This window comes from Sinorhizobium arboris LMG 14919, from assembly GCF_000427465.1.
Taxonomy (GTDB): Bacteria; Pseudomonadota; Alphaproteobacteria; order Rhizobiales; family Rhizobiaceae; genus Sinorhizobium; species Sinorhizobium arboris.
In genome coordinates this window covers 861,454-880,119 of the sequence record NZ_ATYB01000008.1, presented here as the reverse complement: position 1 = coordinate 880,119, position 18,666 = coordinate 861,454, and the positions used below count along the sequence as shown (strand labels likewise).

General features: G+C 62.2%; 15 protein-coding genes. 10 read left to right on the top strand and 5 right to left on the bottom strand.

The features are described 5' to 3' along the window. Positions 1-101 precede the first annotated feature (101 nt). The 3 genes from SINAR_RS0104665 to SINAR_RS0104655 all read right to left on the bottom strand — a co-directional run bounded on the left by SINAR_RS0104665 (position 102) and on the right by SINAR_RS0104655 (position 4,747). A complete protein-coding gene (locus SINAR_RS0104665; RefSeq protein WP_027997984.1) occupies positions 102-1,688 on the bottom strand; it encodes a bifunctional aspartate transaminase/aspartate 4-decarboxylase in 1,587 nt (528 codons plus the stop codon). Positions 1,689-1,712: 24 nt separating this feature from the next. Continuing rightward, on the bottom strand, positions 1,713-3,401 hold the full coding sequence (aspT, locus tag SINAR_RS0104660) for an aspartate-alanine antiporter (protein WP_027997983.1): 1,689 nt from the start codon (positions 3,399-3,401) through the stop codon (positions 1,713-1,715). A gap of 122 nt (positions 3,402-3,523) precedes the next feature. Next, the gene (locus tag SINAR_RS0104655) at positions 3,524-4,747 is read right to left on the bottom strand and encodes a hypothetical protein (RefSeq protein ID WP_234710567.1); all 1,224 of its coding nucleotides are present in this window, start codon (positions 4,745-4,747) and stop codon (positions 3,524-3,526) included. A 304-nt stretch (positions 4,748-5,051) separates the two neighbouring features. Between SINAR_RS0104655 and SINAR_RS0104650 the strand changes: the two genes are divergently transcribed. The 3 genes from SINAR_RS0104650 to SINAR_RS0104640 are packed head-to-tail and all read left to right on the top strand — an operon-like array spanning position 5,052 to position 7,959. Then, positions 5,052-6,884, top strand: a complete 1,833-nt coding sequence (locus SINAR_RS0104650) for a sensor histidine kinase (protein WP_150851984.1) — start codon at positions 5,052-5,054, stop codon at positions 6,882-6,884. A gap of 9 nt (positions 6,885-6,893) precedes the next feature. After that, the gene (locus SINAR_RS01000000133060) at positions 6,894-7,559 is read left to right on the top strand and encodes a response regulator transcription factor (protein WP_234710566.1); all 666 of its coding nucleotides are present in this window, start codon (positions 6,894-6,896) and stop codon (positions 7,557-7,559) included. 7 nt (positions 7,560-7,566) lie between these two features. Then, positions 7,567-7,959, top strand: a complete 393-nt coding sequence (locus SINAR_RS0104640) for a response regulator transcription factor (protein ID WP_027997980.1) — start codon at positions 7,567-7,569, stop codon at positions 7,957-7,959. 291 nt (positions 7,960-8,250) lie between these two features. Here the strand turns inward: SINAR_RS0104640 and SINAR_RS0104635 are convergent, their stop codons facing one another. Then, positions 8,251-9,252, bottom strand: a complete 1,002-nt coding sequence (locus SINAR_RS0104635) for an HAD family hydrolase (protein WP_027997979.1) — start codon at positions 9,250-9,252, stop codon at positions 8,251-8,253. Positions 9,253-9,642: 390 nt separating this feature from the next. Here SINAR_RS0104635 and SINAR_RS0104630 point away from each other — a divergent pair, with 390 nt between their 5' ends. The 6 genes from SINAR_RS0104630 to SINAR_RS0104605 all read left to right on the top strand — a co-directional run bounded on the left by SINAR_RS0104630 (position 9,643) and on the right by SINAR_RS0104605 (position 16,477). Beyond that, positions 9,643-10,512 (top strand): hypothetical protein, encoded by an 870-nt coding sequence (locus SINAR_RS0104630; RefSeq protein WP_050577424.1) that lies wholly within the window; start codon positions 9,643-9,645, stop codon positions 10,510-10,512. Positions 10,513-10,666: 154 nt separating this feature from the next. Beyond that, positions 10,667-12,043: a DUF3300 domain-containing protein gene (locus SINAR_RS0104625; protein WP_027997977.1), complete on the top strand. Its 1,377-nt coding sequence runs from the start codon at positions 10,667-10,669 to the stop codon at positions 12,041-12,043. An 18-nt stretch (positions 12,044-12,061) separates the two neighbouring features. Beyond that, entirely contained in the window at positions 12,062-13,027 is a 966-nt protein-coding gene (locus SINAR_RS0104620; protein ID WP_027997976.1) for a DUF2950 family protein, read from the top strand. A gap of 138 nt (positions 13,028-13,165) precedes the next feature. Continuing rightward, the gene (locus tag SINAR_RS0104615) at positions 13,166-14,131 is read left to right on the top strand and encodes a formylglycine-generating enzyme family protein (protein ID WP_027997975.1); all 966 of its coding nucleotides are present in this window, start codon (positions 13,166-13,168) and stop codon (positions 14,129-14,131) included. A 236-nt stretch (positions 14,132-14,367) separates the two neighbouring features. Beyond that, positions 14,368-15,636 carry an alpha/beta hydrolase gene (locus SINAR_RS0104610; protein ID WP_027997974.1) on the top strand — a complete coding sequence of 423 codons (1,269 nt, stop codon included), beginning with the start codon at positions 14,368-14,370 and terminating at the stop codon, positions 15,634-15,636. Between the two features lie 49 nt (positions 15,637-15,685). Next, positions 15,686-16,477, top strand: coding sequence for a hypothetical protein (locus tag SINAR_RS0104605; RefSeq protein WP_027997973.1), 792 nt, complete (start codon positions 15,686-15,688; stop codon positions 16,475-16,477). 213 nt (positions 16,478-16,690) lie between these two features. Here the strand turns inward: SINAR_RS0104605 and SINAR_RS0104595 are convergent, their stop codons facing one another. After that, positions 16,691-17,284, bottom strand: coding sequence for a TetR/AcrR family transcriptional regulator (locus SINAR_RS0104595; RefSeq protein WP_027997971.1), 594 nt, complete (start codon positions 17,282-17,284; stop codon positions 16,691-16,693). 117 nt (positions 17,285-17,401) lie between these two features. On the opposite strand from SINAR_RS0104595, the gene SINAR_RS0104590 reads away from it, so the two are divergent. Further along, positions 17,402-18,619 carry an MFS transporter gene (locus SINAR_RS0104590; RefSeq protein ID WP_027997970.1) on the top strand — a complete coding sequence of 406 codons (1,218 nt, stop codon included), beginning with the start codon at positions 17,402-17,404 and terminating at the stop codon, positions 18,617-18,619. Positions 18,620-18,666: the final 47 nt, after the last annotated feature.

Below are 18,666 nucleotides of genomic sequence, written 5' to 3'. Positions count from 1 at the left end.
TCGATGTAATCCTGGATCGGCGCGGGGATCGTATTTCCCGCGCCTGCTTTCACTCATCCGCGCGAAGGCGACGTTGCCGCCCGCACGCCTGCCGAAGCCTTTCAGCCCTTCTCGTATTCTTCGTGCAATTCATCAGCCATCCGCTTGAGGGCCTGCCCGATCGCGGCGTATTCGTACTCGTTGAGGTTTGCGAGGGAGGCGCGGCCGGCCGGTTGCTGCGTACCGAAGCCCGTTCCGGGCAGGAGGACGATGCCCGTCTCGTCGGCAATGCGGAACAGAAGTTCCCGGCCGTTGAACTTCTTCGTGACCCATTTGGCGAATTCCTTGCCGTAAAGCTTGCGGGCGATATCCTCGAGGTCCAGCAGGCTGTAGTAGTCGACGGCATTCGGGTCTGCCTCCAGGGACAAGCCGAGCTCGCGATAGAGGGCCGCCTCGCGTTTGCGGATGATGTTCTTCAGCGATGTCTTGTAGCTGTCGGCTTCGTCCATCAGCGCGAATAGGGAGAAGAGCACGAGCTGAACCTGCTGCGGCGTCGAGAGGCCGGCGGTGTGATTGAGGGCCACCGTGCGGCTGTCGGCGACGAGACGGTCGATGAATTTCAGAGAGCGCACATCCGGCAAGAGCGAGCCGTAACGACGGTCGAGCACCGCTTTCGCCTCCTCCGGCAGATCGGCAAGCTTGCGGTCGAGGATATTCTGAGCATGCGTGGCGACCACGCCGAGCCGCCATCCTGTCGCGCCGAAATACTTCGAATAGGAATAGACGAGGATCGTGTTCTGCGGGCAGGTCGCGAAGAGCGATCGGAAGTCATCCGCAAAGGTCCCGTAGACGTCGTCCGTGAGAATGATGAGGTCCGGCCGGTCGTTGGTGACGATGTCGGCGATCCGCTTCAGGCTCCTGTCGTCGAGTTTCACCGACGGGGGATTGCTGGGGTTTATGCAGAAGAAGACCTTGATCGCAGGATCCTTCAGCTTGTCGAGTTCTTCGTCGGGATATTGCCAGCCTTTTGCCGGATCCGCATTCAGCGCCACTTCCTCCAGCGCGTACTCATCGAGTTCCGGAATTTCGATGTAGGGCGTAAAGACCGGCATGCCGACCGCTACCTTGTCGCCCTTTTTGACAAGTTGGTTCTGTTTGAGCGTGTTGAAGATGTAGGTCATCGCTGCCGTTCCGCCTTCGACCGCGAACAGATCGATACTCGCCGGCGGCAGAAAGCCGCCGACCATCTCCTTGACGACGTAATGCTTCACGATTTCCTCGCTCATCTTGAGCATTCGCGGCGGAACCGGATAGTTGCAGCCGAGAATGCCTTCGACCATTTCATGGAGGAATTCGGAAGCGGAGAGCCCGAGCTGGTCGCGTACGTAGCTCAATGCGCGCGCCAGGAAAGCAACGCCCTCCATGTGATGGCTTTCCGAGGCGAACCGTTCGAACCGGGCCTCGATGCCCTCAATGTTGGGCAGTCCTCCGATACCTCTCTGGAGATAGGAGAAGGAAAGCTCCGACTCGGCGGTCGCGAACAGGCCGAGCTGAAAGAAAGCCCGGCGCGGAAGCGTCGCGAGAAAGTTGGGGTTGCCGCGGCCGGCATTCAGCATCAGGCGGTTCTGTCTGGCCGAGGCGAGCTTGATCAGTTCGTCCTTCAGCTCGAAGGGGCTCAGTTTCGAATAGCGGCTATAATCTGTCTTCATCGCGGTTCTCCCTCATGAGCGAGATCAGGCAAAGGCGACGACCAGCGGCCCGAGCAGCGTCAGGAAGACGTTCGCCAGGGCATAGGTGATTGCGAACGGGACCGTCGGAACGGAGTTGCCGGCCTTGTCGAGAACCTCGCCGAAGGCCGGATTGGCACTGCGGGAGCCGGACAGGGCGCCGGCAAAGATGGCCGTATTGTCATAGCGCAGCAGATATCTGCCCACCGCCATGGTCACGAGCAGCGGAAGGATGGTGACCACCACGCCGATCAGGAAGATCGACAGGCCGTGTTCGGCGATGGTGGTTACCGCCTGCTGCCCCGATTGCAGCCCGACCACTGCCACGAAGCCGGCCAGGCCGAGGTCCCGCAAAAGCGTCGAAGCGCCGGTCGGCATGTTGCCGATGGCCATATTCCGTGTCCTCAGCCAACCGAAGACGAGGCCCGAAAGAAGCGCGCCGCCGCCGCTTCCAAGCGTCAGCGGTATCGAGCCGAGGCGGATCACGATCAGACCGATGAGAAGGCCGAAGACCAGGCCGAGGCCGTGATAGACGAAGTCGGTCTTGTCGCTCGGAACGATGGTCGTGCCCACGCGCTTTGCGACGCGCGCGACGTCGTCGGTCGTGCCGTAGAGGGTCACCACGTCGCCGGCCGCAATCAGCGTGTCCTTGGCAAGGGGTAGCTTCTGCCCGCCACGCTTGACTTCGATTACGAAGATTCCATGCTTCAGTTCAGGACTGGTCTTCTCGCGAATGTCCGCCACCGTGTGGCCGACGAAATCGCGGTTTGAGATGACGACGTCGCGTGTGACGACGATGACGTCCATTCCTTCGGAGGACTGAAGCTCGGCACCGAGTATCGGCGCAGCCGAAACGACGGCATCGCGCCGGCCGACGACAAGCACGATGTCGCCCGGTTCAAGCTTCAGCCCCGGGTCGTTGCCGATGAGCTTTCCGCCGCGTTTGACCCGTTCGATCGAAATCGTTGCCGCCGGTCCCCGACCCTCGAGTTCGGAGATTGTCCGGCCGGCTGCCTTCTCGATGCTGAAAAGGCGACCGACCAGCATGGGCAGCGCAGGTTGTTCGCCGATGCCGTAGACGCTGGCACCGGCCAGCATCTCCGCTTCCGCCTTGATGGCTTCGTCGCGGATGCTGCGGCCCATAAACCATTCGAGGATGTTCACGCAGACGATGATCGCGCCGAAGGAGCCGAAAATGTAAGTGACGGCATAGCCGATGGCGACATTGGCCTGCAGCCGTTGCGCCTCCTCGGCGGCAAGGCCGAGCTTCCCGATGGCTGCGCCGGCCGTTCCGATGATCGCGGACTGGGTCAGGCCGCCGGCGGCAATACCCGCGGCAAGGCCTTTGTCGAGCCCGAACAGGCGGGCAAGAACGACGACGGTGAGGAGGCCGGTGATCGCCAGCACCGCAGCCATGATGATTTCGCGTATGGATTGCCGGCCGAGCGAACGAAAGAACTGGGGCCCGCTCTCGAAGCCGACAGCATAAATGAAAAGCGCGAACAGGACGGCCTTGACGCCGTTGTCGATGGTCACGCCGACTTGGCTGATCAGGACTGCAACGAGGAGCGAACCGGCCACGCCGCCAAGCTGGAACTTGCCGAACTGGAACTTGCCGATCCAATACCCGCCCGCGAGCGCCAGAAACAGCGCAATTTCGGGAGACTGGTGCAGAAGAGACTGGATGAATGTCACTGGTGCCCCCGTTGAAAACCATTTGAAAGAACACGAACGTGCAGACTGGGTGCGATGGCAATTTATACGAGTGAGAAGATCAATACACCTGAGGAGCGTCGAACTGACCCCGACACCGCTCCTTACAACAGGAGCAGCTTCTTCATCACGGAAAAGACCTCCTTGTAGGGCAGCTTCGTTGCGCCGGCGACGGCGAAGGGAATGAGCGCGGCTGCCGCCACCGGCACTACGGCCTCTCGGCTGACCAGAACGGTTTTGAGCTTCTGCGTCGCGTCGTAAAGCTTGCTCGGATCGGGGATATCTTCCTCCGGCTCGGGCGTCGGGTCCTCGAAGATGTTTCGGCCCACGGATTTGCGTTCGGCCGCCCGGTGGTAACGCGTCGCCCGCGCGTCGAGCAATGCCAGGCCCTTTTGCTTCAAGCGGGATAGCGGAGGGGTGAAGGCCGAAAGCGGGTAGGCGAAGAATGCGATGACGATCGCCAGCCAGCCGGTCATGACCATGCTGAACGTCGTCATCGAAAGCCCTTCCTGCAGGAGGTTTTTCGCGATCGCCGCGGCAATTGCCGAACTCATGCCGAAGACAAAGAAGACATAGGCGTTCGGGTATCGCGCGAGAAAGGCCATTCCCGCCTTGCCGTCCGGATGCGTCGCAACGAGTCGAAGCTCGAGCCTGGCGATGCGGCGCAGCAGTTGCGCCCAGACGAGGTGCCGCCACATGCCTCGCAGGAAGAGGAAGACGAAAAGGGGAAGGCTGACGCAGATCGACCACCAGCCGGCTGCAGTGATCCTGTTGCCTTCGGGCCGGTGCTCGACCGCCCAGGAAGACACGTCGACCGTGTGGAAGTTGAGGTAGGACAGGGCTGCGGCGAATATCGCAACCACGAGGCAGACGAGCTCCGCTCCGCGCGAATCGCGCTGGCGCAACGCATGCGACAGATCGAGCGTAGCCTGGTCCATCGCAGTCGGCGCGATGATCGGAGCGCGCACGAACTGCGCCAGTCGGGCTCTGAGACCGCGCTCGACCTGCTGCTCCGCCAGAATGAAAGCGCCAATGCCGATGAAGAACTTCGCCCATACTCCCGGGTCCGCAAGATAGGCATTCTGGCTGTGATCGAGGGAGAAGCTGCGCGGAATGCCGAGCAGGATGGGTACGCCCCAGGCCAGCGCGACGAAAAGGGTCGCCCTCATCCCCGACCGAAGCGTGTTCTCTCGAAGGAGCTTCAACTGCGCCTGCAGCTCGAAAAACGGTCCGCCATGCGAAGCACGAAAGTCGGCAAGCCCGGGAGAGGGAGATCCCGTTACCGCGTCATTGTCCGTCGACGGATGCGTAACGCCGTTCACGCTCATGACCACCATAGCTCATTGCCCAAGCATGGCCCCGGCATTCCCATGCCGGCGAGCCCACGATCTATCCATCAGCGATTTTCCGTATGAGCGATAGATGGACCAAGGGCCAACCCAAGCCCGCCGAATATTGGCCGACGATCGGCGGCGGATGTCCGCTGGCGGTTGGGAACCCCTAAATCCTGATGGCTTGCAATTGAGTGATGCAACCCGCACAACGTTGCATTGTCACCGGCTTGACATCAGTATTCCGTCATAATTGGCGGACCGGCTGGTTGAATGCATCGAGGACGGCCAGGGGGGCATAGTGCTGCGAATTCGACCGCGAGCGGTCATCCTTACGTTGTTCGTTCTGCTGGCGGGGGCCTTCGGAGGTCGTGCCGATCATCCGAAACGCGTGCTCCTGATCTATGAAAGCGAAAGCACGCTCCTCGCCGCCAGGCAACTGGCGTCGGGTTTCGGCGAATACATGGATGCGAACGCGGCTGAGCACATCGAATACTATACCGAATATCTCGATACTCTCCGATTTTCGTCGACGGATCATTCACGCCGTGTTGCAGAGTTTCTGGAGGCCAAATACGGGCAAATGGATCTGAACGTCGTGGTCACTGGCGGCCCGGGCGCCCTGCGGTTTGTGCTGGAGATGCGCGAGCGTCTTGCCAAGGGTGTCCCCGTGGTCTTCGGTGCGGTCACGGAGGGTTCGGTCGCCGAGAACCTGCCGGCCGATGTGAAGGGCGTCGTCAGCCGCTTCGATCTGGGCAAGACCGTCCAGCTGGCCAGCCGCCTTCAACCGAGGGCGCGCAAGGTGGTGGTCATGTATGGTTCGGCGCCCTTCGACCGGAAATGGGGCGAGACGGCGCTCGCCGTTCTGGGAGAGCGTTACGCCGGTCTTGATGTCGAATATGTGTCCGGCCTTTCGATCGATGGTTTTAGGAAGACCGCCGCCGGACTGTCCTCCGACGCAGCCCTGGTGATACTCACCGTGTTTCAGGACGCGGAGGGCACGAAATTCGTCCCGCGGGACGCGGCGAGGACGATCGCGGAAGCCTCAGGCGCGCCGGTCTACACGGTTTATAGTTCCTATTTCGGGAAAAATGTCGTGGGCGGCTATGTGGGCACCTTCCAGTCGGTCGGAGCGCAAATGGCGGCACTGGCGCTGGAGATGATGCGCGGCGATCTTTCGGCGCCCCGGACCACGCCCGCCCGGGAGACGGCGATCGTCGACTGGGGTGAAGTCCAGCGTCTCGGAATCGATGACGTTTTGATACCCGAAGATGCCGAAATCCTGAGTTATTCGCCGAGCGCCTGGGAGCGTTACCGGGTGCCCATCAGCGCGGCGCTGCTGGTGATCGCGGCACAGATGCTGACGATCGCCGCGCTTGTCTATCAAAACCAGCGGGGCCGCAGACTGGAAGCCACTCTTGCCTCCGAACGCGTGGAGCTTGCCCATCTCTCGAGGCGCTCTCAACTCGGCGAACTTTCCGGCGCCTTCGCGCATGAACTGACGCAACCGCTGACGTCCATTCTCGCCAACGCCGAGGCCGGGCAGAAGCTCGCCACGGAACCGGTCCCGGATATGGATGAGATTCGTGCAATTTTCGACGATATCGCGGCGGACGACAGACGGGCCTCCTCGGTCATTTCGCAATTGCGCAGCATGATGCTGAAGGGTGAAGCAACGCAGGAAATCCTGGACCTGAACGAGGCGGTCCGCCAGACCGTTGCTCTGGCCCGTGCAGAGATGGTGGCGCGGCGCACCGAGGTGGAGGTACAAGACGAGTTTACGAGCGTTCGGGTCAAGGCAAACCTCGTGCAGCTCCAGCAGGTGATCCTCAATCTGCTCGTAAATGCGGCCGACGCCATGGCAGACATCCCGCCGAGACAACGGCGGGTTGAAATCGCGGTCGACAGCGGCAAGAATGGATATTGTGAACTTTCCGTGGCGGACATGGGACCCGGCATCCCGGTCGAGATGCGGAGCGAAGTGTTCAAGCCCTTCGTGAGTTCGAAGAAGGGCGGACTTGGCCTCGGCCTCGCAATCTGTCGAAGCATCGTCGAGGCGCAGGGAGGAAAGTTATTCTTTGACGACGGTGTGAAGCGAGGGGCGAGGGCCGTTGTAATTCTACCTTCAGCCTAGAGGTGCATCATGGGGGAAAGCGCCGGCAAAATATTGCTGCTCGACGACGACGAGCTCGTGTTGCGGTCGCTGAGGAGGCTGCTCTCGGCTTCGGGTTACTTCGTGACCGTGTATCAGAGCGCTCGAGCATTCCTGGCATCCGACGATCTCGATACGGCCGATTGCATCATCCTCGACCTCAGCCTGCCGGACTCCGACGGTTTCCGCGTGCAGGAAGCGCTCGCCGCGGCAGGCGGAAGCCACTCGATCGTCTTTCTGACGGGCAGGGGCGATATCCCGGCAAGTGTGCGGGCGATGAAAGCGGGGGCCGTGGACTTCCTTACCAAGCCGGTCGAGGCCGATGCGCTGCTTGCCGCCGTGGACGTGGGGCGCCAGCTCTCACGCTCCCGGCGTAAAATGGAGGAGAAGAGGGCGAGCGTGCTGAAGCGGCTCGACAGCCTGACGGCGCGCGAAACGCAGGTCATGCATCTCGTCGTGGCCGGGCTCCTGAACAAGCAGATAGCTGCCGATCTCGGGACGGTGGAAAAGACGATCAAAGTTCACCGCGGTCGCATGATGGCGAAATTGGGCGTGCGAACGGTCGCCGACCTCGTTCGCCTCGTTGCGGTTGCAGAGCCGGCAGGTGAGGCATTGGGCCCAAGTCCAACTACGATCAGACAAGGCCATGATATATGAATGATGGATGAGCGAGAAACAGCGCATTGTTGCGATCGTGGACGATGACGAACTGGTTCGTCGCGCGCTCTGCCGTCTCGTGCTGTCGTTGTCCTTGAAACCGGTGGCATTTGCCTCCGGCGAGGCGTTTCTGCAGCATCTCGAAGATGCCAGGCCATCCTGCGTTCTCCTCGATTTTCACATGCCGAACATGAATGGCCTCGACATATTGCACGAGCTTGGCGCCCGTGGCTTCGAGGCTGCGGTCATCGTTATCACGGGCGCAGATGACGATAGCGTGCGGGAGAGCTGCATGCGGGCCGGCGCAGCAGGCTTCCTCAACAAGCCGCTCTCCCGCGACTCGCTCACCTCGGCAATCGAAGCGGTGAGAGGCAAAGACATGCGCCTCCTCCAAGGGTGAAGCGACCGCTTAACTTCCCACATTCGGTTGTGGCGACGCCCAAGAACCTTGGACGACCGGCACATGCTCTGAAACATTGAGCTTGTAGATCTGCCCGGCGCCGACCGTCGGATTGACCATCCCTTGCTGGTGCGTCGGCTTCGTAGAATGACGTCGCCCACTCGTCGAGTCCGACGCGGATACCGGCTTCCTGCTTGCGGGTCATCAGCTCGCCCATTGCCGCCCCTATTAAAGGAGAGCGGCCGTTTCGCGCTCGTCGGCTGGAGAGGAGCGCCGCTGCGGGACCCGGATTTACTCCGGATACACGATCTTCCAGTCGTTCTTGATGCTGACTACCGTCCAGCTGCGCGCGGACGCCTCGTCGAGGCCGCGCGCCAGCCGGCCGAAGTGGGACTGGCGGTCGTAGGCATTTTCGCGCTCTGCATCGTCGTGATGGACGAGAAGGCCGAACCGGCGTCCGGGACCGGCGGTCGTCCATTCCAGCATTTCGAAGTCCCCGTCGGAATTTCCAAAGGCGGCAATCGGGCGTCTGCCGATGAACTTGTTGATGCCGGCGGGCTTGCCGGGGCCGTCGTCGATGAAGTCGACCTCCGGCAGGCGCATGATCGCCGGTACGCCGTCGCGCAGCTCGTATTTCGTCTTGATGCTGGAGCCGACGACGTTTTCCGGCGGGATACCGTAAACGCGCTCGGTCCAGGGACGCATGAATTCCACGCCGCCGCCCGAGACGATGAAGACTTCGAACTGGTTGGTCTTCAAATAGTCGATCAGTTCGACCATCGGCTGGAAGATATGCGCGGTATAGGGCTTGCCCGACGCCGGGTGCCGGGCACTTGCGATCCAGTCGGAAACGATCTTTTCGAATTCCTCGGCGGACACGCCGGCGTGGGTGGCGGCGACGAGTTCGAGCAGCCCACGCTCGCCGCTGGCCGCGACACCGGCCATGTCTCCGGCGAGCACCGATTTGAAGGGTTCGGTCGTCTGCCATTCCGGATGCTGCGGCGCCAGCTGCTTGACGCGGTCAAGCGCGAAAGCGAGTTGCACATACATGGGCTGTTCGCCCCAAAGCGTACCGTCGTTGTCGAACACCGCAATGCGCGCCGCCGGCTCGACGAAATCGGAACTGCCCTCCGTCGTCGTCGCCGCCACGAAATCCATGATGCCTGCCTTCGCCTCACCATCGGCCCAAGAGGGCAGGATCGCGGAGTCTTCGGCCTGTGCCGGGCGTATCGAGGAGGCGGCAACGGCGAACGCGGCGATTTGCAATGCCGAACGGCGGCTGATCTCGAGCATGTTCTATCTCTCTGGACTGGCGTTGCCGGAGAAGGAAGGAGGTGGCTTGCGGGAGGACGCCGCCGGGAGGGCCTTATGAGTATGGCTCGCGGACCAAACGCAGCATCATGAGGCATTCCTTCGTCAGGCGACCGCCCACAATATCATCCGGCTGTTTTCGGAGCAGTGATAGTTGGACCAAAGGCCAACTTGCCGCTGTTCAATTCGCCGCGTAACTCGCAAGCAGTGCCAGTGGTGTAATAGTTTGGCCCAGGCCAGTAAGGGAAGTCCGCAGGTACTCGCGATGGTTGGCGTGCAGACAGGCTCGGACGGGATGCCAGCCATCGGTGGGCGCACGAGGCTCGCGTCTGGTTGCTTTCGCGGATGCGCAGTTGCAGGCAAGGAGAGATCATGGATTATCCTGGCTGTCCACGATCGGGAGTATACGGTTCGGTGCGTGGGGCGGGAAAGCAGGCTTTGAACGTCCGGCTTGCGGCGATTGCTGCTGTTGCGACTGCCGCGGCTTGCGGCGTTGCCCAGGCACAGGATTCCTCGGGCGCAGACCTCGCCAAGCAACTGTCGAACCCGATCGCCTCGCTGATCAGCGTGCCGTTCCAGTTGAACTACGATCGCGGCTTCGGCCCGGATGACGGGCATCGGGTCACGCTGAACGTCCAGCCCGTGATACCGGTGAGCCTCAACGAGGACTGGAACCTGATTTCGCGCACGATCTTGCCGGTGATCTCGCAGAGCGACATTGCCGGGCCTTCGGGGGATCAGTTCGGCCTCGGCGATACCGTGCAGAGCTTTTTCTTCTCCCCCAAAGAGCCGACCGCCGGCGGGATCATCTGGGGTGCCGGTCCCGTGTTCCTGATTCCGACAGGAACCGACGATCTTCTCGGCGGCGAGAAATGGGGCATCGGTCCCACCGCCGTCGTCTTGAAGCAGGACGGTCCCTGGACATATGGAGCGCTCGCAAACCACATCTGGTCCTTCGCCGGCGACGACGACAGGGCAGACGTCAATTCGACCTTCCTGCAGCCCTTCTTGTCCTACACGACGCCGGACGCCTGGACATTCGCGGTCAATACCGAAAGCACCTACGACTGGGAGAGCGACGAGTGGTCCGTCCCGATCAACTTCCAGGTGTCCAAGCTGGTCAAGGTCGGCGAGCAGCCGGTGAGCATTACTGCCGGCGCCCGCTATTGGGCGGCGGCACCCGATAACGGACCGCAGGGCTGGGGCGCGCGCCTCGCCGTCACGTTCCTGTTCCCGAAATGAGTGGTGTCCGCGCAGAGTTCTCCGGAAGCGCCTCGCGGCGAGTCCAATCCGCCTTGCTCAGCACCCATGCCGGGCTGCCGCAGAGCAAAGCACGAGATGAGATCGGGCGGTCGCTCGAGACAGTAACCTGAAGCGCAAAGCAGGGAGTGAGGCTATGCCGACTGAGTTGCTCAGACTGATCGCCCGTCCGATCGGTGTTGCGGGCCTGGCGATCTTGATGGCTGCCAGCCCAACCTCGGTTCCCCGAGGTCTTGCCCAGGGGGCCACCCAGGGCGAGGCGAGTGCGCCCAGCGAGGGCCAACCCGATCTCCTGACCGAGGAAGAGCTCGAAATCATGGTCGCGCGCATAGCGCTTTACCCGGACGAGCTCGTCGCCCTCGTCAGTTCGGCTTCGCTCTATCCGTTGCAGATCGTGGAGGCCGCCCGATTCATCGACGAGAAGAAGACGGCCAAGGACCTGCAGCCGAAGGATAGCTGGGACGACAGTGTGATATCGCTTCTCAACTATCCCGAGATCGTCAAGATGATGAGCGACGACCTCGACTGGACCCAGGCACTGGGAAGCGCGCTCGCCTACCAGCAGAAGGACGTGCTGATCGCGATCCAGACCTTGCGCGACAAGGCCGTAGCGGATGGCGTCATAAAGACCGACGAAAAAGTGAAAGTCGTCAACGAGGGCGACAAGATCGTCATCCAGGCGGCGGATCCGGAAAAGATCTATGTTCCGAGATACGAGCCGGAAATGCTCTATGAGCCGGGCTATGCCCCGGCGCCAGTTGCCTATTACCCCGATCCCTATCCGAATTACTATTATCCGTCGGCGCCCTACTTTGCCGCCGCGATCACCGGTGCCGCCATATGGGCGGCAGCGGTCGACTGGGACGACTGGGGCGTTTGGGGCGGACACTGGGACGGCGATGTCGACATCGATTGCGACAATTGCTTCAACGACATTGATATCGACCGGGACAAGTTCAAGATGAACGACGTCGACTGGAAGAACGTCGACCGGTCCAAAATCAAGTTCGACAGAAACCAGCTCGCCAATATCGATCGCGACAAGCTTAAGAACGATTTCAAGGCCAACCGCAACAACAACATCGCCAACCGCGCGAAGGATGTGCGCGGCGGCGGAGAAATCGCCCGCAGATCCGGCAAGGTTTCCGTCGACGACATCCGCAAAAGCAAGGTCGATGCGAGCCGCGCCCGGGCCGAACGCGAGCGGCCGGGAAATGTCCAGCGGCGCGTAGACGCACCGCGCCGGGATGGCGGGCCGGCGGCGAACCGCGCCCGCGCAAGCACCGGCAAGGCCGCGGGCGCCCGGTCGAACGTCCACCGCAAGGCGCATGCGCCGAAGCCCGGCGCGAACGTGCGCCATTCCTCAGGCGGCAAGCATTCGGCTCTCGGCAAGGTGGGCAGCAAGCACCAGACGCATATCTCGTCCAACCGTGGGCATCATTCCATGGGCGGCGGCCATCGGGGCGGCGGCGGGCACAAGATGGTGAAGCGTGGCGGCGGACGTCGGCGGTAATCAGATCGGGAGGCTACGATGACCAAATCCATTCGTGACGGGATCGCTCTCTCGCTCTTCGGGATGATCCTTCTCGGCGGCGTCGCGATTGCGCCGGTGGCCCTGGCACAGGAAGCGGGTGACGATGCGCCGCTTGCGGATTATGCGGCGGCAGAGGACCCGCCCGTCTTCGATACGCCGGAACTGGCGGTCGAGGCCTTCAAGCAGACCGTCAATGGCGGCGACTTTGACAAGCTCGCGGCCCTTCTCGGCCTGGACCCGGCCAGGACCAGGTCCAGCGAGGGGGTGATGGAGAGCTATGCCGACATTCGCGAAGGCGTGAAGGAGAAGGTCGTCGTTGAGGATGTGGAGGGCCGCAAGGTCATCGAGATCGGCGACGAACTGTGGCCGTTCCCCTTCCCGATCTCGAAGGGGGATGACGGCAAATGGGCGTTCGACACCTTTGTCGGACTGGAAGAGATCGCCAACCGTCGGGTCGGCGATAACGAGCTTGTGACGATTGCCACCATGCGTGCCTATGTCGGAGCGCAGGAGGAATATGCGCTTGTCGACCATGACGGCGACGGCGTCCTGGAATACGCACAGAAGCTGATCAGCGACGAAGGCGAGCAGAACGGCCTTTACTGGCCCGCGGAGGAGTTCGCCGGCGTGGCGAGCCCCGCCGCAGCGGCGCTGGCCGATGGCGATGCGGTGGACCGGGCCAAGGCCGGCCAGGGCTTTCAAGGCTACCGCTATCGCATCCTGACGGGCCAGGGCGACAATATTGCCGGGGGGAAATTCGACTACGTCATCAATGGCAACATGATCGCCGGTTTCGGCCTCGTGGCCTGGCCAGTGAAATACGGCGTCACCGGAGTGAAAACCTTCCTGGTCGATCGCAGCGGCGTCCTCTATGAGGCGGATCTCGGCGAGGACACCGAGAAGACCGCCGCCGCCATCCGTACGTTCAACCCGAACGACGACTGGGCGGTCGTCCAGGACTGAGGAAACGGCCAGGCTTCGAAAAGCCTGTCTGCCGGGCACGTGAATGCGGACAAGACTGCGAGCCTGGGGCAAGATGCCGGAGCGTTGGAAAGCGCTGCCGCGCACGGCAGCAGGAATTGGTAGCAGGAGAGATTGCCGATGAAGCCTTCTTTGAACAGCGTGGTCGACCTTGAACCCGCGGCGGAGATGGTCTGGGTTCCCGGTGCGACCTTCATGATGGGGTCGAACGACCATTACCCCGAGGAAGCGCCTGCGCACCCGGTAATCGTCGACGGGTTCTGGATCGACCAGACACCGGTAACGAACCGGCAGTTTCTCGAATTCGTGAATGCTACCGGGCATGTGACCTTTGCCGAAAGAAAGCCGCGCGCCGAAGACTATCCAGGCGCGCCCCCCTCCAATCTGAGGGCCGGCTCGCTCGTCTTCACGCCCCCGAAACGCCCGCTGCAGGGAACCGACATATCGCAATGGTGGGTCTTCACTTTGGGCGCCAACTGGCGGCACCCCCTGGGGCGCAAGAGCAGCATCGGAGCAATCCTGGATCATCCGGTCGTCCATGTCGCCTATAGCGACGCCAAAGCCTATGCCGAATGGGCCGGCAAGGATCTCCCGACCGAGGCCGAATGGGAGCTGGCGGCCCGCGGCGGTCTCGATGCGGCCGAGTTTGCCTGGGGCGACGAACTGGTGCCGGGCGGAAAGCATATGGCCAATACCTGGCAGGGCAGCTTTCCGATCGAGAATTCGATGGAGGACGGTTTCGCGCGGACGTCGCCGGTGAAAGTCTACCCGCCGAACGGCCATGGGCTTTATGACATGATCGGCAACGTCTGGGAGTGGACCACGGACTACTGGTCCGTACGTCATCCGGAAGCGGCCGCCATGCCTTGCTGCATTCCCAGCAATCCTCGCAACTCCGACGCCGATGCGAGCATCGATCCGGCGGCCAGAGTGAGAGTTCCGCGCCGGGTGCTCAAGGGTGGATCGCATCTCTGCGCGCCGAACTATTGCCGGCGGTACCGCCCTGCGGCAAGGCATGCCCAGGAGATCGATACGACGACCAGCCATGTCGGTTTCCGATGTGTCAGGCGCGTTCGAAGCTCATGAAAATAAGAGTGGGATGGATGGAAAGCCGTGCACAGTTTCCTCGTCCCGCTCTATCCAAAAGGGTTACGCTTAAAGGAAACATGCAGTAGGTTGCAGAGGGGATTGGTCGCGTTCCGGCGCGATTCGTTCTTGCTCGATAGTCGCTTCTGGGATGGCGTCGAACGGGCCGCACGCAGGCGGGCGTGGGCCGAGTGGAGTGGGGGGCGCGACGGCGTCCGAAATTTGTGAGGCGTGGTTTGAGTGACGTAAGCTCGCGCGGCGACGGGTCCCGTGTAGCCAAAGCCGGGGGATCGATCTTATCGGCGTTTCTCGCGCTCGCACTGTTGGCGGGCTGCGGGGGCCACCCAAAAGGCGTGATGACTCCGGTCGCTCTGGCGCAGCCATCGACGACTTCGCAGGTCGACATGCTTGTCGCGACCACACGCCAGCCCTCGGGAGATCCGGCTACACTGTTTTCGGGAGAACGCAGCCCGACGCTTTCGATGACCGATGTGGCAGTCTCGATACCGCCCGACTCGCGCCGCCAGCCGGGGACGGTGCAATGGCCGCGAAAGCTGCCTCCCAACCCCGAAACCGATTTCGCCGTCACGCGCGTGCGCGAACTGGCATCCGATGACGAGGCGCGCAGCTGGTTCCAGGTGCATAACGAGGAAGGCCATGTGCTTCTCTTCGTACACGGCTTCAACAACCGCTACGAGGATGCGGTCTTCCGGCTGGCGCAGATTGTTCACGATTCCGGTGCCCAGGCGACGCCGATCCTGTTTACCTGGCCGTCGCGGGCACGGGTCTTCGACTATAATTACGACAAGGAAAGCACCAATTACTCGCGAACCGCGCTCGAGGATACGCTGCGTACATTGGCGGAAGCCCCGAAGGTCAAGGACGTCACCATCCTTGCCCATTCCATGGGAACCTGGCTGACGATGGAGGCGCTGCGCCAGATGGGTATCCGCGACGGGAAGATCGCGCCGAAGATCGAGAACGTGGTCCTCGCTTCGCCGGATATCGATCTCGACGTCTTCGCCAAGCAATGGGTCGACATGGGCAAGGCGCGGCCGAAGTTCACCATCTTCGTCTCGCAGGACGACCGCGCGCTGGCGCTTTCGCGGCTGATCTCCGGGGACGTGTCGCGGCTCGGTGCGATCGATCCGACTGCGGAACCTTATCGGACGCAGCTGGAGGATGCCGGCATCACGGCCATCGACCTCACCAAGGTCCAGACGGACGACGGCCTGCACCACGGTAAGTTCGCCGAGAGCCCCGAAATCGTTCAACTGATCGGGCAACGGATCATCAAGGGCCAGACGCTGACAGACTCCGAGATCAGTCTGGGCGAGGGGATCACCGCCGTCGTTGCCGGTACTGCCAAGAACGTCGGCACCGTGGCGGCCGCCACGATCACCGCGCCGGTCACCATAATCGAGGGCCGCGGCGTGCCGCCCAAGAAGGTCTATTTGGATGAAACCCTCGACAGTGAAGAACGCTCGCAAGCCGGGGCGCCGTGAGACTTGCGATCAGGACCGGCCGCGCCGGCAGATATTTTTGGAGGATATTATGATGTCTTGCATTGTTCGCCATCTGGCATTTGCCGCCGGCTGCCTGCTGGGAAGCAGCGCCATGGCCGCCGATTTGTATTCGCCGCTGACACCGCAGATGCAGGAGACCACGACGGAGAGCGGCTGGACGTTTTCCTTCGCGCCATATTTCTGGGCCGCGGGCCTCTCGGGCGACCTTCAGCAGTTCGGACTGCCCGCCGTCGATGTCGATGCGAGTTTCAGCGACGTCTTCGACCACCTGGATTTCGCCTTGATGGCCACGGGAGAGGCGCGCAACGGCCCTTACAGCATCTTCGGCGACGCGATGTATATCAAGCTGTCCGGGCAGGGCGGGACGCCGAGGGGAGTCCTTGCTGACGACGTCGAGCTTGCGACCGAGACCTTTGCGGGCCTGCTAGGTGCCGGTTACGCGATATTCGACGACGGCGCCTCGCGGCTCGACATCGTCGGCGGCCTGCGCGTGTGGTCCGTCGAAAGCGAACTCTCCTTCAGCGGCGGCGTGCTCGACGGTCGGTCGAGAACGGACGATGCGACCTGGGTCGACGGGATGGCCGGCTTTCGCGGAACCTACTCGATCACTCCGGAAATCTATCTGACCGGATGGGGTTTGGCCGGAGCCGGCGGCGCGGACCTCGACTGGGATGTCGCCGCGGCGATCGGTTACCGGTTCAGCGACACGGTTTCGGCCCTTGCCGGCTACCGCGCACTCGGCGTTGACTACAGCAAGGACGGATTCGTCTTCGACGTCGTCGAGCAGGGGCCGATCCTCGGATTGTCGGTGCGGTTCTGAGTCGAAGGAAGCGCGGCCAGCGGCCATTGCATTGTCAGCTGAGGAGGCCAAGCCTCAACGGCAGCTTCCGCTGACGGGTATGCCGCCGTATCTCGGATTGCTCGGCTTGTGGGCTGGGGAAGGGCGGAATGTACCGGCACTTCGAACTCTCATCTCCGTGCTCGTCACAGAGATCCGGCAGCGCCGCGTCTGCCGCGCTCATCTTCGTGCCCATCAACCCTTCGTGGTCCTCAATCCGTCGAGCAGGGCACGGAAGCCTTCGACGGCTTTTTTCGAGGTCTCCTGCGGCTCGTCGGAATTGGCGATCCATAGCGCTGCGTGGCTGCTCGCGCCATTGATCAGACGGGCGGCCGCTTCGGTGTCGATGTCGATCACCACACCATCGGCCTTGAGCCGGTCCAGGCTTCCCGACAGCGCCGCAATGCAACCTTCTGTCATCGGCCATTGCGATATGTCCCCGAGCACGGCGGGGCCGTCACGGAACATGATGCGCTGGATCTCCGGCTCGAGTGCCATGCGGATATAGGCAACGCACTCGTCGACGAACCCCTGCCACGGCGTAGGCGCTTCCAATGAGACCTTGTTCAGGCGCGCCGTCATCTCGGCGTCGATCTCCCTGATCACCGCCTGCAGCAACCCCTTTTTGTCGCCGAAGTGATGATAGAGCGCGCCGCGGGTCAATCCGGCTTCGGCGGTGAAATCGTCCATGGACGATTCCGTAAAGCCGACGGTGCCGAAGGCGCGCCGCGCGGCCGCGATCAGCTTTGCGCGGGTCTCGGCGATCATTTCCTTGCGCGGCTTGTTCATTACGGCTCCCATTTCACATACGCGGCGTATTTTAATTGACATACGAGGCGTATGCAACTAACTAGATGACATACGCCGCGTATGTCATCTAGCCCCCGAATTTCCAAGGAGCGTATAATGTCCAATCCATACGGAGAAATATTCCGGGCGCCGGGAGCCAAGGGCTTTTCGGCAGCCGGCTTCTTCGCACGTCTTCCGATAGCGATGGCCCCGATCGGCATCGTCGCCATGCTGTCCCAGACCCACGGCGAATACTGGCTGGCTGGCGCGGTATCGGCAACTTTCGGCCTCACCAACGCGCTGGTTGCCCCGCAGATATCACGGCTGGTCGACCGCCTCGGACAGACGGCCGTGGTCGCGCCGGCGACCATCGTCTCGGTCGCGGCGTTTCTTGCACTGATCCTTGCAACCAACCGCGATTGGCCCGCATGGACACTGTTCGCCTCGGCATTCTTTGCCGCGGCGATGCCCAGCATACCTGCCCTTGTGCGTGCCCGCTGGACCGAAATCTTCCGCAACCGTCCGCAACTGAACACCGCCTTCGCCTTCGAGTCCTCGGCAGACGAACTGGTCTATATTGCCGGCGCGTCATTGTCGGTGGGTTTGGCGGTCGCTTTGTTTCCTGAAGCCGGCATGCTGATCAGCACGATATTCCTTGCCCTTGGAACCGCAGCATTCATTCTCCAGCGCTCGACGGAGCCGAAGGTGCGTCCAGTGGAGGCAGGCGTCCGGCAAACGTCGGCGATCCGTCAACGTCCGGTGCAGATCATCACCCTTGCCCTCATCTTCGTAGGTTCGATCTTCGCGACGGCGGAAGTGAGCGCCGTAGCGGTGACGAAAGAGCTCGGTCAGCCGCAGGCAGCCAGCCTCGTCATCGGCGTCTATGCGGTCGGATCGTTCGTGGTGGGCCTGGCGCTTGGCGCCATTAACCCCACGATGCCGCTGCATAGGCAGCTTTTGATCGCCGTAAGCGTCATAGCCATTACGTCCGTACCCCTCCTCTTCGCCGACACGGTGCCTCTGCTCGCATTGGCGGTTTTCGTCAGCGGCATTGCCATTTCACCGACCTTCATCACGGCCTTCGGCCTGATCGAGCGCCGGGTACCCGAATCGATGCTGACGGAAGGGATTACCTGGGTGATGACGGGGATCGGCATCGGCATGGCTCTAGGCGCTTTCGTCTCCGGCTGGGTTGTAGACAATTTCGGTGCGCAGAACGGCTTCTGGGTATCGGTGGCGGCCGGGGCGGCGACCGTCGTGACGATAGCGGCCGGTCAGCGTAGCCTTGCCGGAAGTAAAGCGCTGCCCGCTGCGGTTCCGCAGCCCGCGGAGTAGTGCAGCCTGCGTCGACCCATCGGCGGGTCGGAACAAACAGGCCGGCC

Excerpts from the sequence above, each read along its gene's own strand:
- SINAR_RS0104630 (WP_050577424.1), top strand. The coding sequence starts at position 9,643 with ATGGATTATCCTGGCTGTCCACGATCGGGAGTATACGGTTCGGTGCGT.
- SINAR_RS0104635 (WP_027997979.1), bottom strand. The coding sequence starts at position 9,252 with ATGCTCGAGATCAGCCGCCGTTCGGCATTGCAAATCGCCGCGTTCGCC.
- SINAR_RS0104590 (WP_027997970.1), top strand. The coding sequence starts at position 17,402 with ATGTCCAATCCATACGGAGAAATATTCCGGGCGCCGGGAGCCAAGGGC.
- SINAR_RS0104605 (WP_027997973.1), top strand. The coding sequence starts at position 15,686 with ATGATGTCTTGCATTGTTCGCCATCTGGCATTTGCCGCCGGCTGCCTG.
- SINAR_RS0104620 (WP_027997976.1), top strand. The coding sequence starts at position 12,062 with ATGACCAAATCCATTCGTGACGGGATCGCTCTCTCGCTCTTCGGGATG.
- SINAR_RS01000000133060 (WP_234710566.1), top strand. The coding sequence starts at position 6,894 with ATGGGGGAAAGCGCCGGCAAAATATTGCTGCTCGACGACGACGAGCTC.
- SINAR_RS0104665 (WP_027997984.1), bottom strand. The coding sequence starts at position 1,688 with ATGAAGACAGATTATAGCCGCTATTCGAAACTGAGCCCCTTCGAGCTG.
- SINAR_RS0104595 (WP_027997971.1), bottom strand. The coding sequence starts at position 17,284 with ATGAACAAGCCGCGCAAGGAAATGATCGCCGAGACCCGCGCAAAGCTG.
- SINAR_RS0104655 (WP_234710567.1), bottom strand. The coding sequence starts at position 4,747 with ATGAGCGTGAACGGCGTTACGCATCCGTCGACGGACAATGACGCGGTA.
- SINAR_RS0104615 (WP_027997975.1), top strand. The coding sequence starts at position 13,166 with ATGAAGCCTTCTTTGAACAGCGTGGTCGACCTTGAACCCGCGGCGGAG.
- SINAR_RS0104625 (WP_027997977.1), top strand. The coding sequence starts at position 10,667 with ATGCCGACTGAGTTGCTCAGACTGATCGCCCGTCCGATCGGTGTTGCG.
- SINAR_RS0104640 (WP_027997980.1), top strand. The coding sequence starts at position 7,567 with ATGAGCGAGAAACAGCGCATTGTTGCGATCGTGGACGATGACGAACTG.